The organism is Vibrio lentus (assembly GCF_030409755.1).
In the GTDB taxonomy this organism is placed as follows: domain Bacteria; phylum Pseudomonadota; class Gammaproteobacteria; order Enterobacterales; family Vibrionaceae; genus Vibrio; species Vibrio lentus.
This window is the reverse complement of the sequence record NZ_JAUFQE010000002.1, coordinates 1,454,864-1,471,159: the sequence shown is the minus strand read 5'-3', so window position 1 is coordinate 1,471,159 and position 16,296 is coordinate 1,454,864. Positions and strand designations below refer to the sequence as shown.

At 41.3% G+C, this 16,296-nt stretch carries 16 protein-coding genes and 4 pseudogenes; 15 read left to right on the top strand and 5 right to left on the bottom strand.

Going from position 1 to position 16,296, the window contains the following annotated elements; translation table 11 throughout:
* Positions 1-238: 238 nt before the first annotated feature.
* From QWZ07_RS15130 to QWZ07_RS15120, 3 genes are read left to right on the top strand one after another with little or no spacing between them, the layout of a single operon-like run.
* Entirely contained in the window at positions 239-1,657 is a 1,419-nt protein-coding gene (locus tag QWZ07_RS15130) for an SLC13 family permease (protein ID WP_016768662.1), read from the top strand.
* A 6-nt stretch (positions 1,658-1,663) separates the two neighbouring features.
* Positions 1,664-3,019, top strand: coding sequence for an ATP-binding protein (locus QWZ07_RS15125; protein WP_192854566.1), 1,356 nt, complete (start codon positions 1,664-1,666; stop codon positions 3,017-3,019).
* Positions 3,006-3,479 (top strand): response regulator, encoded by a 474-nt coding sequence (locus QWZ07_RS15120; RefSeq protein WP_099165477.1) that lies wholly within the window; start codon positions 3,006-3,008, stop codon positions 3,477-3,479. Before QWZ07_RS15125 ends, QWZ07_RS15120 begins: the two co-directional genes overlap by 14 nt.
* A 259-nt stretch (positions 3,480-3,738) precedes the next feature.
* Here QWZ07_RS15120 and QWZ07_RS15115 read toward each other — a convergent pair.
* Positions 3,739-3,860 (bottom strand): annotated as a pseudogene (locus QWZ07_RS15115) (IS5/IS1182 family transposase); the annotation flags it as partial.
* Between QWZ07_RS15115 and QWZ07_RS26410 the strand changes: the two are divergent.
* The 5 genes and pseudogenes from QWZ07_RS26410 to QWZ07_RS15100 form a co-directional block, all read left to right on the top strand.
* Positions 3,836-4,132, top strand: a pseudogene (locus QWZ07_RS26410) (hypothetical protein); the annotation flags it as partial. The pseudogenes QWZ07_RS15115 and QWZ07_RS26410 sit on opposite strands and share 25 nt — an antisense overlap.
* A 55-nt stretch (positions 4,133-4,187) precedes the next feature.
* A complete protein-coding gene (locus QWZ07_RS15110) occupies positions 4,188-5,051 on the top strand; it encodes an MBL fold metallo-hydrolase (RefSeq protein WP_192854567.1) in 864 nt (287 codons plus the stop codon).
* Positions 5,052-5,069: 18 nt separating this feature from the next.
* A pseudogene (locus tag QWZ07_RS26505) lies at positions 5,070-5,222 on the top strand (opioid growth factor receptor-related protein); the annotation flags it as partial.
* A 54-nt stretch (positions 5,223-5,276) separates the two neighbouring features.
* On the top strand, positions 5,277-5,684 hold the full coding sequence (locus QWZ07_RS15105) for a GFA family protein (protein ID WP_192854569.1): 408 nt from the start codon (positions 5,277-5,279) through the stop codon (positions 5,682-5,684).
* A 173-nt stretch (positions 5,685-5,857) separates the two neighbouring features.
* Positions 5,858-6,283: a hypothetical protein gene (locus tag QWZ07_RS15100; RefSeq protein WP_192854570.1), complete on the top strand. Its 426-nt coding sequence runs from the start codon at positions 5,858-5,860 to the stop codon at positions 6,281-6,283.
* A 140-nt stretch (positions 6,284-6,423) separates the two neighbouring features.
* Here the strand turns inward: QWZ07_RS15100 and QWZ07_RS15095 are convergent, their stop codons facing one another.
* A complete protein-coding gene (locus tag QWZ07_RS15095; RefSeq protein WP_132982278.1) occupies positions 6,424-7,623 on the bottom strand; it encodes an IS4 family transposase in 1,200 nt (399 codons plus the stop codon).
* 147 nt (positions 7,624-7,770) lie between these two features.
* Here QWZ07_RS15095 and QWZ07_RS15090 point away from each other — a divergent pair, with 147 nt between their 5' ends.
* The 3 genes and pseudogenes from QWZ07_RS15090 to QWZ07_RS15085 all read left to right on the top strand — a co-directional run bounded on the left by QWZ07_RS15090 (position 7,771) and on the right by QWZ07_RS15085 (position 9,135).
* On the top strand, positions 7,771-8,616 hold the full coding sequence (locus QWZ07_RS15090; RefSeq protein WP_192854751.1) for an MBL fold metallo-hydrolase: 846 nt from the start codon (positions 7,771-7,773) through the stop codon (positions 8,614-8,616).
* A 1-nt stretch (position 8,617) separates the two neighbouring features.
* Positions 8,618-8,704: pseudogene (locus tag QWZ07_RS26500) on the top strand (GNAT family N-acetyltransferase); the annotation flags it as partial.
* Positions 8,705-8,853: 149 nt separating this feature from the next.
* Positions 8,854-9,135, top strand: coding sequence for a hypothetical protein (locus QWZ07_RS15085; protein WP_102297952.1), 282 nt, complete (start codon positions 8,854-8,856; stop codon positions 9,133-9,135).
* 208 nt (positions 9,136-9,343) lie between these two features.
* Here QWZ07_RS15085 and QWZ07_RS15080 read toward each other — a convergent pair whose 3' ends face one another.
* The 3 genes from QWZ07_RS15080 to QWZ07_RS15070 form a co-directional block, all read right to left on the bottom strand.
* Complete coding sequence (locus QWZ07_RS15080; RefSeq protein ID WP_080967516.1) at positions 9,344-10,861, bottom strand: ISNCY family transposase; 1,518 nt, start codon at positions 10,859-10,861, stop codon at positions 9,344-9,346.
* 413 nt (positions 10,862-11,274) lie between these two features.
* On the bottom strand, positions 11,275-11,727 hold the full coding sequence (locus QWZ07_RS15075) for a hypothetical protein (RefSeq protein WP_192854298.1): 453 nt from the start codon (positions 11,725-11,727) through the stop codon (positions 11,275-11,277).
* A gap of 478 nt (positions 11,728-12,205) precedes the next feature.
* Positions 12,206-12,730, bottom strand: a complete 525-nt coding sequence (locus QWZ07_RS15070) for a hypothetical protein (protein ID WP_099165485.1) — start codon at positions 12,728-12,730, stop codon at positions 12,206-12,208.
* Between the two features lie 680 nt (positions 12,731-13,410).
* Between QWZ07_RS15070 and QWZ07_RS15065 the strand changes: the two genes are divergently transcribed.
* The 4 genes from QWZ07_RS15065 to QWZ07_RS15055 all read left to right on the top strand — a co-directional run bounded on the left by QWZ07_RS15065 (position 13,411) and on the right by QWZ07_RS15055 (position 16,102).
* The gene (locus QWZ07_RS15065) at positions 13,411-13,971 is read left to right on the top strand and encodes a Crp/Fnr family transcriptional regulator (protein WP_136994851.1); all 561 of its coding nucleotides are present in this window, start codon (positions 13,411-13,413) and stop codon (positions 13,969-13,971) included.
* Between the two features lie 61 nt (positions 13,972-14,032).
* On the top strand, positions 14,033-14,932 hold the full coding sequence (locus QWZ07_RS26405; protein WP_192854299.1) for an EamA family transporter: 900 nt from the start codon (positions 14,033-14,035) through the stop codon (positions 14,930-14,932).
* 221 nt (positions 14,933-15,153) lie between these two features.
* Positions 15,154-15,510 (top strand): hypothetical protein, encoded by a 357-nt coding sequence (locus tag QWZ07_RS15060; protein WP_136994853.1) that lies wholly within the window; start codon positions 15,154-15,156, stop codon positions 15,508-15,510.
* A 133-nt stretch (positions 15,511-15,643) separates the two neighbouring features.
* Positions 15,644-16,102 (top strand): GNAT family N-acetyltransferase, encoded by a 459-nt coding sequence (locus QWZ07_RS15055; RefSeq protein WP_192854300.1) that lies wholly within the window; start codon positions 15,644-15,646, stop codon positions 16,100-16,102.
* The last annotated feature ends 194 nt before the right edge of the window (positions 16,103-16,296 follow it).

The window sequence follows — 16,296 nt, the reverse complement described above, 5'->3', positions numbered from 1 at the left end:
CTCCCACGCAAAGGCGAACGTTTGCCTTTTGTTTCTCGGAATTTAATTGCAACAGTAAATGACACACAAACGTAGAGGTAGCGCACAGAAACGAAAAAGGGGAGATCGCGATTACGCAATCATTGATCTAGCCGATAGTGAGATAGTGATAAGAGGTCGATAATTCGTTGTCGGATCTAAATTAGAACTTTAAATCTAATTTCTAAGTAGTTGTTATCTCAGGAAGAGTTTTTGTGCTATGCGCCCCTATATTAAATACATTATCCCTATTTTAATTCCTTTCATTATCCTCGTAATGCCGCTATCAGCGTTTCCATTTGAAGGCCTTACGATTATTCAACAACGCGTTATCGCGATCTTTTTATTAGCGGCATTGTGCTGGGTGTTCGAGCCTATCCCGATTTACGCGACGTCTGTTGTTATTATCGTTCTGCAATTATTGATGTTGTCGGATAAAGGGCTGATCTTTTTAAGGTTTGATCATGGGCAGGAACATTTTGGTGAGTTGTTAAAATACAGCGATATCATGGCGACATTCGCCAGTCCAATCATCATGCTGTTTTTGGGCGGTTTTTTCTTAGCGATGGCCGCCACTAAGTATCGATTAGACGTAAACTTAGCCCGTGTATTATTGAAGCCATTTGGACAAGACCCAAAGTTTGTGATGCTCGGCTTAATGCTGATCACTGGTATCTTTTCGATGTTTATGTCTAACACAGCAACAACGGCAATGATGCTCTCTATTTTAACGCCGGTACTGGCTGTGTTTGGCCCCAAAGACCCCGGTCGTATAGCGTTTGCGCTTTGTATCCCTGTTGCCGCTAACATCGGTGGCATTGGTACCCCGATCGGTACCCCGCCGAACGCTATCGCACTTAAATATTTAGTTGGCGATAACCTCATTACGTTCGGTGAATGGATGGCATTTGGTGTGCCGTTTGTCGTTATTATGATGGCGTTAGCGTGGTTTTTAATCGGCTTTATGTACAAAGCTGACCAAAAGAAAATCGAGCTAAGCATCAAAGGTAAATTCCTTAAAACGCCCAAAGCCATTGCGGTATACGTCACTTTTGCGCTGACCATCATTCTTTGGTTAATGGGCTCAAGCCATGGCATGAACTCTTATACTGTCGCTCTTATTCCTGTCGCTGTGTTCTCACTCACAGGGATCATCAATAAAGAAGACCTGAAGAAAATTTCTTGGGACGTATTGTGGCTTGTATCAGGTGGTATTGCGCTTGGTTTAGCTCTCGATAAAACTGGCTTAGCAAGGCTCGTAGTACACAGCATTCCGTTTGATGCTTACTCACCATATGTGGTGTTGTTCGGAGCGGCGTTCTTGTGTTTGGTAATGGCAAACTTTATGTCTCATACCGCAACGGCTAACTTGTTGATGCCAATTATGGCTGCATTAGGTTCGTCTATGGCTTCACTCACGCCACTAGGCGGTGAGTTAACGTTAATTCTGGTTGTGACTTTTGCCGCTTCATTGGGTATGTCGCTGCCAATCAGTACGCCACCGAATGCGTTGGCTCATGCTACTGGTCATGTGCAAAGTAATCAAATGGCCAGAATCGGTATTATTTTGGGTGTGGTTGGTGTGCTACTGAGTTTTGTTATGGTGTGGGTGCTACATTCAATTGGTCACATAGGATAACGATACGTGTATCAACAAAAACTAGAAGCACTTATCGATCGTTATTTTAATCAGACAGAACGTCGGGTGACGTGCCGTGCCGGTAACACCATTATTGAGCAATCAGCGTTAAACACTCGTTTATATTATGTGTTTAGTGGAGAACTGGAAGGGTTTTATTCCGAAGCGAACACACCGCAAGTGCGAGTATTTAGCGCGGGTAGTGGGGCTTTTATAGGTGTTCATAGCTTCTTTTCAGGTAATTGGACAGCATCTTCAACGGTTGTTGCTAAAACCGATGTTGAGTTAGCGTGGATCGATAAAGACACGCCTGCAGAAGATGAACGTAAATTTGGTCCTCTTACCGCACAGTTCACACCTGTGATTGTCAATGAGCTGTCGCGTCGTCAACGCCGTGCAACACAAGAAGCGATAGCGAAACAAAAAGCGCTAGAGAAGTTACATACTGCTGAGCAAATGACGACCTTGGGTCAATTGGCAGCAGGGATTGCCCATGAGCTTAACAACGCTATTGGTGTAGTCAATAGTAAATCTGGCCGACTTGAAACGGTCATCATGGATCTACTTGAAGAAGTGCATCCAGAAGCCAGTCAATTTTTCGATTTTGGGTTAATGCATGGTCAGAAAACGTCGTCGTCAGAAGCGCGAACACGTGGGCGACAATTTGAAAGAAAATATGGTTTAGACAAAAACATTGCACGCTCTCTTGCAAAGGCGATTCCAATTGACGCTTTATCTGCAACAGACGTTATTTCAAAACATTGGCTGAAAAACCCAGAAGAAGCGATTCGTTTTTGGCAGATGGGCTGTGATTTACATGATTTACGTTTGGCATCTAGACACACTGTCGGCATCGTAAAATCGGTTAAACAACTTGGCCGAGTTGATATTGACACCGAAGAAGCGGTTGATATTAATGACTCCATTAACCATGCCTTATCGTTGTTACAAAGTGAGTTACGTAGAGTATCTGTGCGATTGAGCCCTGCAGATTTACCGACTTTTAAAGGCTCGAAAACAGAGCTCGTTCAGATTTGGGTCAACATTGTAAAGAATGCTTGTGATGCAATGTCGAATTCAGACGATGCTGCAATAGAAATTCAAACCAGATTAAGTAAGAAAAGAATATTAGTTACGATCACGAATAACGGCCCAGAGATAGACGAGGTGACTCGTAGAAAGATATTTCAGCCTAACTTCACCACTAAAAAAGGTGGTTTATCGTTTGGATTGGGCTTGGGTTTATCAATCGTTAAGCGGATTGTGGCGGGTTATGGCGGAAGTATTATTGTGAAAAGTGATGCTTCTAAAACTGTATTTAGAATCAAGTTACCAATAGAGGGTGAACATGGAGAAGCTTAATTTAATCTGTGTCGATGACCAGAGAGAAGTACTGAGCGCAGTGGTACAAGATTTAGAGCCGCTGGCGAGTTGGCTGAATATTGAAGATTGTGAATCAGCGCAAGAAGTGCTTGATCTCATTGATGAACTTGACGCAGAAGGCGAACACATTACCGTCATCGTGTCTGATCATGTGATGCCAGGGAAGACGGGTGTGGAGTTACTCACTGACGTGTTCCATGACAGCCGCTTTCCGAATACAAAGAAAATCCTTCTTACGGGGCAGGCCACTCATACTGATACCATCAATGCGATTAATGCAGCAGGCATCGACCGTTACTTTGAAAAGCCTTGGCAATCAAGCACATTAGTTGAATGCATTCGCACTCTTGTCACTGAGTACATATTTGATCAAGGGCTTGATTACACGGACTATCAGAATGAGCTCGACCAGCAGGTTGTGTTGAGACGCTTACGCTAGTCACTTATGTTAGTCACTTTTGTCAGTCGCTTGAAATTATATGCACCGAAGGACGCTTTCTGAAGGATTTAGTCTTTGAAAGATGTAATCTTTCGGTGCATGTATTACCTATCTCTTTTAGTAGTTCAGGTTTTAGTACTCAGTATTAACACACTGGTTGCTGGCTTAAGTCTAAAACTCATACGCTACGCCAACGCCAACCAAAATTGAAGTTAATGCATATCTTTATACACCACATTAGTGCCGTTCCTGCCTCCAGTACCTCAAGGATACTTCGGCGTGCTTGTTTCAGTAAGTTCGGAGTACTTCTCCATCTGTAACCGTCGACAAACTTAGCTCGGCTGCAATAATTTCATGAGTGCTTGCATCGACAGCAATATGAGTCGATGATTTCTAATCTCTATCAACAGGCCAATAGCCCTTTGGAATACCCCGACGATGAGATTGATCAAGCTATCTTAGCGCAGTGTCAAAGCTCAGATAATTCAGATGGACTCTATGACAATGTCCACCGATTGGTTTTTGGGTATACGTCGAATCAACACCAGATAACCCTAGCGGATGCATTGTGTTTTTTTCAGGAACGATTGCCTGGGCATACTACAGAGCTAAAATGTGTCACAGAGTATCAGTGTCGTCTGTTAGAACAGTGAATTTAATTAGGACGTTACAGCTAACTTATGCGTCGTTATCAGTCTAGGAAGTAAAATGAAAAAATTGGTTTTGGCTTTGTTGTTATTGGTTTCGACCAGTGCGATGGCATCTGAAAACGTTCCGGAAATGTCGATTAAAAACGGCTATGTTGAACCGTTCCAAATGTTCGATAACGTTTATTACGTTGGTGATAGATGGGTGTCGTCTTATGCGGTAGAGACTGCAAAGGGATTAGTTCTGATTGATACACTCGATTTCCCTTATTCGATGTGGATACCCATCAATCTAAAAAAGCTTGGGTTACAAGATAAGGCCATTACTCATATTTTGGTGACTCACGGCCATTCTGATCATGCTGGTGGAGCGCAATTTCTCCAGTCTGAATATGGTTCAAAGGTCGTGATGACACAAAAGGGTTATGAGTTAGCCGTAGCTCAAGCGAACAAAAGCAGTGGTAAGAATACGTTTTTACCGCCCAAGGTAGACTTCTTTGTGCAAGATAGTAGTAGTCTTATTGTCGCTGCGGACGAGTTTAAGTTCTACCTTACGCCCGGCCACACAGAAGGGGATTATTCAATAGATCTTATGGTGAAAGACAACGGCACATCACATCGCGCATTTGTAGTTGGCGGTCACAGTATTAATGCACGAGATCCAAAGTTAGCGAAGCAGTTCTTCGAGAGCATGGACAGAGTGAGAGAGATCGCTTTGCAGCCACCTGTGGTGAGCGTGAATTTGTCTAATCATCCCCATAAGAATCATCTATTCGCTAATCGTGAGAAACGAAATGCCGATGGTTCGAACAATCCGTTCATTAGCGAAAGTAACTTCTTTAGCTTTTTAGACCAGCAAGAAGCCTTAGCGAATGAAAAACTCAGTGATGCACAACAGCGGAATAAATCGGAAAGTTCACAGTAGACGCTCGCTTAAGTATAGATACGACTAACACGAGCCATTCGTAGTTTGTTCTTGCTAGGCAATGAAGAGGTTGCAACCAACTTATGTGATTTCTTGATCGCAGCAGCGAATGAAACCGGTTCTGTGTCTGATAAAACGGTGCAATATTGGCATAATACGTTAAATGGTTAGAAGCTCGCAAAAGCCAGTGGGTTACACACTGTATGAAAGGGAAGGAGACTCAGGATGAGTACAGGTTTTAAAGGTTCGTGTTTGTGTGGCAGTGTTCGTTTTTCTGTTGAAGGGTTCAGCGAAAAAGCAGCCAACTGCCATTGTTCAATGTGCCGAAAATTTCATGGCGCCGCTTTCGGGACGTTAGTTGGTGTACAAGGCTTAAACTGGCTTTCAGGAATTGATTTACTCAAAGAATTTGTGGCATCAAACGGCGCAACACGAACATTCTGCTCCAACTGTGGTTCAAGTCTAGGCTTCAGAGTACAAGGTGAACCTTTAGAAAACATCGAACTAGCGATATCGACATTCGACGTGGATATTCCAGTCAAAATCGATGCTCAAATTTATACAAACTACAAAGCGAACTGGTGTGAATTACAGCCAGATTTACTTGCGTATTCGGAAGGGCGAACAAGCTAGTCGAGCTTTCGAGTCTTTGAATCGCACAGTGATGATGGGCTACGTGCTTGGTGCTACCCAATGCTTAACGCATGTTGACTTCTCTCCCCAATTTTATTGAGGTAGCTCGAAAAGATCGGGTTTTCACACAATCCTATATTGGCACCTATCCATACTGAACCTAGGAGGAAAGTATGAGATGGTTAATCATTAGAAATGCGTTAATTACGCTGACTATAGGGTTTGTCATTGTATGGCTAAGTTCTCGAGGAGAGTATCTAGCCACAGCGTCAGTTTACCCGACCGACTTTGTGTTCTTATGGTTGGGCGTTGTTTTAGCTGGCTTCGCATCAATTTATACAATAGATGATCTCCAACGAGGTTCATGGCACAAGTCTGCTGTGATTTATGCATTCTATTACTATGGTGCATTCGGTTTATTTGCAGATGGCCATGTTGCGGGTTGGGCTCATAGCACTGGTTACATTGAGAAATTGTTTATGTCTGGCTTTATAATTTTCGTCTCGTTATTTTCAATAGTCGTGCCGTTAATCGTGTTCACGATATCTGTTATACAGGCACACCTCCTTTCTATCGCCGTTGAAAATAGGCAGCTGTAAATAAGTCAATTAAGTGTTAGTTATTGAGTTCTGATAATTCGAAATACCGCTATTCCCCATCTCTGATCTCAGTACCACAGGGGCGCAGTAGACCCTCGATAAGGGAGCCGATATTATTCTCTAGGCGCTGACGGATCCCCTCATAATTTCCCTAGTCCTGCGTTGTGTGTGAGCCTTTGATATTCGAACATTCCCCATTGATATTGGGATTCATTAATTTGATATCGCCGATGATTTCGTACCTCTCTCCCTAGACGAGGTATGGATAGAACTCGGCGGTGTTTAATGCTGTTGGCTTGGAAGTCAAAATGCCATTTGGCTTGTACTGCAATTAGGCCATTCCACCACATCAAGATTTCAGCGAGCAACGCAATAAGAAGCAGGATATCTAATCGCTTAGTACAGCGAGTTCTGTTGTGACGAAGTGCGATCCCATAGGCGGTACTCTTTAGATCGCGGAAGGCTTCTTCTATCTGCATACGCTTGGCGTACAGATTGGTAATTTGTACTTCATTTAAGATATGTCGAGGGACATTAGTCGCGAGTAGCCACGGCTCCTTTGCACTGCGTTGATAGAGATGTGTAGCGGAGTGTTTTTGGCTGGTTCTACTATGGCGCTGGGCTTTTCGGCCTTTTTCTAATCCCTTATAAACATAGGCTTCACAAGATATCGGTGATCTCTTTGCTAATAAGCAGTTGCCAAGATATTTGGGTTTATGGACAGCGTTTGGATAAAAGGTTTTATTTGAGACCCAAGGTTTTTGAGGTTGTTTGATTGATACTTCACCTCGGACACGACCTAACCAAAACCAACCTTTCTCCTGAACTTGGCGGAACCAAGTATTTCTAAAACCCGCATCAGAAACGATGATCGGACTGATTTTATTCGGCAAAATACTCTGCAATTTATCGAGGAATGTTTGGTGACTTTTCGGTGAATTGTATTGGCCATACTCAAAAACTTGTTCAAAGATTGTGACGGCTCGACCATCAAGTGCAACGGATGCTCTTAACGTCATATAACGAAGTTGTTCACGAACATCAGACCAATCCACAAGGATCACAGGGCATGGGTTAGCGCCCGTTATTAAGTAGGCATGCCATTTATAAATAAGGTCTTTTTCACGATGTAGTTGGCGATTTCCAAGCAGTCTATCAACGCGTTTGATCGCATGTTTTACCGTGGTATTAGTTTCTAGTTTGCGACCTAGTTTAGTCAGCGTTAAGTCTGAGCCGTCAAGTACACTTTTTGTAGCAAGTATCAGAGAACTAACGCGTTTTTTGTGAATGGAGGGGCATTGGTTTTGTATGGTTTGTTGTAGAATCTGAATGTCGCGCATTATTAACCCACTTGTTCGAAATGTGTGTTCAGCGATATTCATTAGATCAAAGACGGCGATGCACGTCTACCTCATTGTTTTTAAGCCTGATTATGAGGGGATTCGCAAGCTCTAGGCGTAAGCGTTAGAAAGAGCCTGAAGGAAGCCATGAAAATAACGACATTGGTAGATAATACCCGATTAGATGAAAGGCAAGATTTAGCCGTTGAGCGAGGGCTATCACTGCATATTGAAACTGAGTGCTCAAAGATATTATTCGATATGGGAAGTGGCATTACGTTTTGCCAAAATGCTGCTCTATTGGATGTTGATATTGAAGATGTCGATTTAGCCGTTATATCACACAGACACCATGATCATTGCAATGGCACTACCGACTTTGTTGAACATAATTCTAAAGCGAAAGTGTATTTAAAAAACTGCGAAGAAAAGAATTATTACTTTCGATCTTATGGATTTAGAAGTGATGTTGGTATCAATGCAGAGCTCCTAAAAAATAATAATGATCGGTTAGTCTTCATCAATAAAACGACTGAAATTGCCCCAAATGTTTTTGCCGTCACAGATATCAACTCTAAGCATGAGAAGCCAAAGGGAAACCAATACCTTTATACAAAATCTCAAAGTGGATGGGAGCAAGATTCGTTCGATCACGAGTTATTATTGGTAATCAAAGAGTGTGATGGTTTAGTTATCTTCACCGGTTGTGCGCACAGTGGCGTTCTCAACATGGTTGATACTGCGATGGATCTTTTCCCAGGAGAGAAGATTAAGGCGGTTGTTGGGGGCTTTCATCTCGTTGGGTTACCACTATTCAATAGTATTGGCGGAACCAAGCAAGGCATTAAAGATCTCGGCATTGCACTATCAGAATATCCGATTGATAAACTTTACACAGGGCACTGTACTGGCCAGAAGGCTTATGGTTTGTTGAAAGAAGTACTTGGAGACCGTCTGGAGGCGATGCCTACAGGTAAATGTATTGAGGTGTAGTTACAAAGAGTACGCAAAGAAAAACGGGCAGTACATCAGTTCGATGTGGTTAGAAAAGGTGTTCAACCTAGAGTCAGATTATAGCTAAGCACTGAAAAATGATTCCCATTGCTTGGCATTTTTAGTCCTTAATGGTTTTACTGCAAAGGTGTTTTACGTGAGGTTCAGATTTGTGTTGGTTTACTAATGAATTGGGCGTTATATTGGTCTTAGGAACACTATTAAACAGGAAGTAATATGAACTTGGATAAAGCTAAAAAACGTATCGCTAAACAGGTCAAAAAAGGCTTTAACGGTTATCCTAAAATTACTCTAGCGTACTACGGAGCGACTAAAGAGTGCGCAACTGAAGTGGCTGTTCAATTCACGCTAGGTGAGGGCGATAGTGTCCAAGAAGAGCGCTTCTCATGTGAAACTGAAATCAGAGACAATGAGCTCATTCAAACAACCTTATTAAAAATAATCGAGAGAGCGAACGCTAACTCAGTGATCGAGATTGAAGGCGTCACTGTTCTTTAGTATTTGTTTAGCAGCGCTGGCTGATGATGTGATGGTTTAAACTAGGCGGCAGTGCTGCCTAGATCTTAATGTAATACCCGTTAAGTTGTTTCTCTTTGTCTTCGGGTTTGTGAAATCCTATGTGATTACCGAGGGAGGTTGACGGTCTAAATACCGAAGGATTCTGTCGTTGCTTTATTCATAGTAGTCCACTATTGCAGATTAGTTTCTATTCGATAATTGATTCCTCGGCACGTGCCTCCCGTAACTCTCTTGTATTCAGCTTTTCTTCAAGCCAGATGTTCCTTACTGTTGAGTGACTAATCGAGATGTTAAAGCGCTTCCTCATCTCACCACTTATCCTAATAGAGGTTAGGTGAGGCGATTTTAGTGTTAATGAGATGACGATATTTCGAGTCTTTTCATCGATGCGATTATTGTTGTGTGATTGACCATACAGACGTTTCAAAGCAAGTGGGCCATGGGCTTCAAGTAATTGACGGTTGTTGTGAATGCTTTTGACAGAACAACCGCTTTGTCGAGCCGCTTCTCTCACATTGCCTAACTTATTGGCAAGCTCTATGACATCGAGCTTTTTCTGAACTTCTTCTCCGTATTCTTTCCTAGAGCTAGGCTCAGTAAGCTCTTTAATCGATAACTCTCGGTCGGCAAAATAAGCCGTAAAACCCCCATCAAGTTGCTTACGTAATTCGACTTGTTGACTCACGATAGAGTGCCGTAACGGGGAGGTGATTTGATACATTGCGTTGGCGTAACTGAAGGTATGATCTCGACGGATTTTTCGATATTCTTTTTGAATACATATCGCGTCAATGTTCAGGTACTTCGGAACGGGTGTATGCTCAGAGCGCATTAATTTGGCGTTAACTGTGAGGGTCGTTGCCCAATACTCAGGGATGAAGGTGTTTTGTAGGTAGTTATTTGCACTGATCATATCAGTAACCCCAGCCAACCTTAACTCAGGGACTAGACGATCTTGGAACGTATCAAAGGCACGTTCGATGCGACCCTTGCCTTGAGGCGAATTGGCAAAAATAATTTCTATACCCAGCTCTTCACAGGCTCGTTGCATCTGGGAGAAGTGGCAACGTTTTGGTCCACCGAAGATGCCAGCTCTATCGACATAAAGAGTCTTAAAAAGCCCTTTTTTCTCGATATAAGTTTTCATTACTTTGAGGCATCCTTCGGTGGTTTCTGAAGGGAAAAACTCCGCATGAACCTCACTGGTTGCATCATCAATCATGGCGATAAGACAAGATTTTTTATCACCGAACCAAAGGTGTGGACTGCCGTCCATTTGCAGCATTAAGCCTTCGGCCTCCATACGCTCACGTCGTCTTCTTACCTTAGAACGTCGATGTTTGGCTCGTTTTACATGATGGATTTCATGTGCCCAGGTACGAAGCGTCTCCCGCTTTACTTTGATGCCTTCAAATACCTCTAACATGTCGGCGAGATGAAGCATGTTAAAGTCGTAATACTTGGCCTTTATAAGAGCTTGAACTTGCTGCTTTAAGGTAATGGGTATTTTATTAGCGGGTGTCCTTCCTGTGTTGCCATGAACCACAAATCGGATACCATCAGAGCGATATCGCCTGAGATAACGTTCAATGGTTCTGCGAGACTTATTGAGGAGCTTAGAGGCATTAGTAATTGATATTTTACCGAGAGCAACTTTCGCGATGATATCCACGGTAAGCTGAGATTGAGTATCCATAACGATCATCCTATACACCCCTGACTAATTCGTAGCACTAGTCAAAGGATTACGTAAAAATAGAGACCGTCAATTTCCCTCGGTAATTAAGCGAATGACAAAGTCGCTTGGTAGTTACGATACGACAGAATCGCTTGGTGATCACAGGGTTTGTGAAATCCTAGCTAACGCATTTCTGCCCCAAAACTTGTTAGATCAAATGCTCTAAAAATTTTAGGGGCGTGCGTCTTCCTCTATTTGAACTTTTTTCATTAAGAAAAACTTTTTTCTTGGAGTCATCTTTCAGGTGGGTCGTTGAGTGTATGAGACGTTCAACCATTTCAAAGAGACTCGTTTAGAAAAAGTTAACAACTAAAGTAAGGGAATCAACAAACATCTTTGTGCAAGTTTGAGATAAAATTGCTCCCCTTTGCCTCTATTTCTTATTGTTTTTTCAAAGTTGATTCAAATTGGTCATATGTAAATTCCGCGTACCAATCCAAATAGGAAGGTGCCCCAAAAGTGTGGCTATCATTATGGATGTAGGATTTAACGACTTCATTTTTATTGTAGGGAACCCAAATGCCACAGTCCCACCCATGCATGTATCCGACCATTTTTCTCTTGTTTTCTAAACCGATGCAGGAATTTACACTTTGATAAAACATACCTTGAGAATCTTGCCCCTCTGAAACATATACTCCGGAGGAGACACCCTCAACCCAAGATGTTGGAAATAAGTCTTGAATACCCAAAACGGCGTGAGTCCTAATTCTTGTTAGATCTCTCTCAAGCACTAAATATTCACCTTGATTAACCAAGTCTAACTCTTGCATATTTACACAGCCAACTAAGCAAAAAGGTAAAAATATTAGGGATAATTTTGTTTTCATCATTAGTATATTAATATATAAAAATAGCATTGTAATTTATATTTAGACTAAAAAACAATAACCACTCAACAAATCCAAGGATATATTCTAAATTGAATAAACAGCCAATAAAGTGAAAATTATCTGCCCCGAAACTTCTCTGCGTGATCTGAGCTGCACCTGCAAAATTAGACATTTCATAAAGTGACTTTCCATTCCCAGAAATTATCAGCATTTGCCTAATTTAAGTGACTGCCCTAAGAAGGGTTTGTCCAGAGGCGTGTCAGCATGATCGTCGCTGGCACGTTTGTGCCCCGAAGTTTGTTAACGCATTTACTTAGTGGCAGACGCGCCACTGAAGTCACCGTGCTTTTCCTCATGACTGACTTCGAAGAATCAATGCTCACTTACTCCCAAATTCTTGCAAAAAGTGAGTTTCTCGGCAGACATTAATCAATGCGTTTTTATGCGTATTTTTAGCGTCGCTGATTAGGCTGTAATGTTAGTTCTGGCTTTTACTTGGTGAGAAACGCTTCCGTATCCATACTTCCTGAGCGGAAAATAATGCAAAGCAGACCATAAAAGCGGGCCATACTTGAAAAACGATGGATGTCGTGGTGGCAAAGAATAGAAAAGTATCAATATTAATTAGATAGTCATGTTCTTTCTGCTCAATGCTCTCTGACCGATAGAATTGCTTTATCTCCACTATTGCTTTTTCGTTTAAGAAGGATGCTATAAAAGCTCGCCTTATCAGGTACCAAACCATCAGAAAAAATACAGCACTTGGAGCAATAAAGTTTTTTCCATGCTCTCGGCCAAAGTCATATGGCCATGCATCAACAATGACATCATAGTCAACAACATTGAGTAATAGAGCGAAAAACAAAGCAGCTAATATGTAACTAACTAACCAGTATAGTGCACTAAGGGCCTTTGTATATGAATTCTCCTGAGGAAAATCTCTCTCAATTTTTAACCTACTAAAATTGAAGTAGTATGTAAGTAACTTAATTTTCGTTAGCATTTAAGTATTCGCTATTTATTCAAATATCCTTTTAGGTGGCATTGGTTTGATATCTTTCTGAGTACCAATCCCACCACAAAACTCTGTTGACCTGCCAAACCTTTACAGTCTCGAACTGGGTTATCCCACTTTCCCGGTTCTGACCTAAACCTATCTCCTTGAATTTAGACATAAAAGCAGACCAGCATCAACATGTTTTATTAATTTTGTTCGGGCGCTAGATATATATAGGAAAGACCTCCTATTAACCCAATCGCGAATTATTCGTACTAGTAAAACTGTACTGTGGAGAGCAATCGTAATAACGCGCAACGGGCCAAAGCTTGACGAGTGAAATGGCCAGTACACATAGTTAGTCGTTATTAGTGCGTAATTTAAAAAGCGACAAAACTAACCGTGCTCGAAAATGTCCAAAAGCTTTCACGCCCGGCATCTCGCATAGAGGCGCCGTTCTTAACTTTGGGATACCAGAAGTTATCCGTGAATGACTAATCTAGCAAAGTCACTGACTCAGAATTGTCCAAAATCTTCTCAGGTTGAACTTTACTCGTGGCACTTGCTAACTCGAAACTGCCCCTATACAAGTTAGACATTATTGTGGTTAACTTTCGTTTCTGTATGAAAGGGCTTACGTGTAGGGTAATGCAAAGCCTACCATTCAAGGGAATATTGTAGGTAATATGAAAAATATAGAATCCGTATGCTCATTTTTTGAAGGGCTAGGTATTGCTCATCCTGAACGTTATTTTTCTACGTTTTCAACTTCATTAGTCGATGAATCTTGTGTATTACTACGTCAAGGCGAAGAGCAGACCCATGCATTCTATTTGGTCTCTGGTATCTTGAAGGCCTGCCATTATTCCGATTCAGGAGTAGAGCGATGTAAGGAGTTTTATTTTCCACAAAGCCTTTGCATACTTTTTTCGAGTTGGATAGAGAATCGAGAGTCTAGCTATCAAATTGAATCATTAACTAAAGTAGAATTCATTAAAGTCCCTATGAGTATGCTTAATTCTCAAGAATGGGTTAACATAAAAATTCAGCTCCTAGAGCAGCAACTGCTTTATAAAGAAAAAAAGGAAAGCTTTTTTCTGCTCAATACACACGAAGAAAGATATAAGCATCTAGTTAATGATTTTCCGCATTGGGTCAAACACTTAACAAGCGTTGATATCGCTAATTACATGGGGATAAGCCCTGTTAGTTTATCAAGAATAAAAAACCGCATTAACAATTGTTAATTAACACCATTGAATTTCAATAGAACATAGAACCACTATTCTTTACTTAGAGAACTCTATTTTGTGGGTTTTATTTTCTCTTTTATCCGCTGCTTTTTTAAACATGAAGGATGTCTCATTAAAACAGTCGACATCTAGATTATCAGCAATACAATCTACAGCGGTAATGTTGCTCATTCTTTGTCCTATTTGTCTATCCTGCATATTCATTCTCGAAAAGGTGAACTACGACGTTGATCTAGTGATAATGATGTTCTCGGCTGCCACGCTTGATGCTGCTGCTATGACATTTTATCTCTTAGCTTTGCGCAATGGTTCCTTAGCCAAAGTCATTCCTCTTTTATGCTTTGTTCCTGTATTTCAGCTAGTTTTAAACTTTGTTTTTTACAATGAAGTCCCTTCCTTGTTTGGATTCATAGGAATAATTTCTGCGATCTTTTTTATATTTTATGGTGAGGGTTTAAACCTAATAAGCATAATAAAAGACAAAGCGGTAAACAGCATGATATGTGTCGTTCTGCTTTGGTCACTTAGTTCAATCATTCATAAAGATGGTTCTGGTCAGATTGGAGCTGTTAATTGGACGGCGCACATATGCTTAGTCATGTTCTTATATTATTTGCCTTTTCTGCTTAGAATACGGGCATCGACTATAAGTTTAAGTGACTTTTCTTCTTTAATTGTCCCCGCTCTGGCTCACCTACTAACTTTACTGACATTTTATCAAGCTGCTTCGATAGGAAACGTTGCTTTTGTATCTTCGCTAAGGCGATTCTCGACTGTGTTTTCAATTTTGATTGGTTGGTATAAGTACAATGAGACTGTAACAAAGAGACTCTGCATATCGATATTTGGGCTAATAGTGTCAGCTTTAACCATTACACTTTCGGTTAATCGTATGACAACTATCGGGGAGTTGGTTCTAGGTTGCGGATATCGCCCCTCTATGATGTATCGTTAATGTTTGAAACGCCCAACTCACAATTTTCCAGACATGAGTCAAAACTTACCTGTTGTTGGCTTCAAACATGTAGAATTATCAAGCTACATATTTGTTATACGAAACCTAGGTTTAAGGTTTTGTTTTTAACTTATTGAAATAAAATGTTTTATGTTAATCGTTTCTCGCTTTAATGAGGCGTGAATACTCAAATTCAACATTGGTCTCGGGAGTAATTGAACGTGATCTTTTCTAGTTCGTCTAAATCTTTAGTTCGCGGTTCAGAGTTATGCTCTGAATTGGCCGTTTTCCTCACTGAAAAAAAGAGTGACTTTGAACGCAAGTTAATCCCTGACCTTTCTCACATAGATCATATGGCTCACAACGCGAACGGTATAAAGATAGAAAGTGTGCGTTACGTAGAAGGTATTCAGTATCAGCTTAATTATTCGTTTGATTGGGAGGTCTTTCGTGGATGTTCTGACATGAATGAATCGGGAATAGAACGCGGGAGAGTGTCATTTACTCTCGATGAAAATGGCTTTCTGAAAATCGACTTCCCTAACTACGATGAGCGAGATACGAGCGACGAGTTTTAGTCTAAATAGGCAATTTAGGTTGATTCATAACGCATGGCGCTTTAGGGTTGGGTTTCAGTGTTAGTGGCGAACGATTAAGTAGCAACTTACTACTGATAGCCATTCATTCAAGCATTCGTTGGTAAAGGGAGTTATGGAAGAGTATTTAAAACTAGACATGCTGACTCTGGAGGTAATCTCGAAAGAGGCTGGGTTTCCAATCGAGAGAGAAGTTTACTTAGCGTCACGGGCTGAATCCATTGAGCAAGGGTTACTTTTCGAATATCGCAGGAAAGACCAATTAATAGGATACACAACGCTGCGTAACTTGGGTGATGGGCGATGGTTTGTGCCGATGTTTGTTGTTCATCCTAGTTACCGAAGCAAGGCCGCTTTTCTTGCGTTGTTCCGTTCAATTGCCGAGACACTCAAGAACAATCAAGCAAATGTTCTGGTCAGTAACGTGTTACGCATTAATGAATTGTCAGTAAAGTTTCACAAGCATCTAGGCTTTGAGATTACTCGTGAGAATCATTTAGGTTATGAATTTACCTTGGATTTGACGTCCGACGTGAAAGACAAATGGTCGAACTTTTTGAGGGTTTGCAGGTAAATCTGGAGAGCATTTACGTCCAAGCTAAGACCCTAAACGAGAAAGTTAAGAAAGTTAAGAAAGGTAATAGGACAAGAGTGACTACTGCTCATAGCTTCTCATCTGATGCTTCTTTTTGTTTGCAAGTCTACATTTATACGATTATGTCTATGAGTCTGTTGATGAAATCTTGTTGTTTGGCTCGATTCACTGCT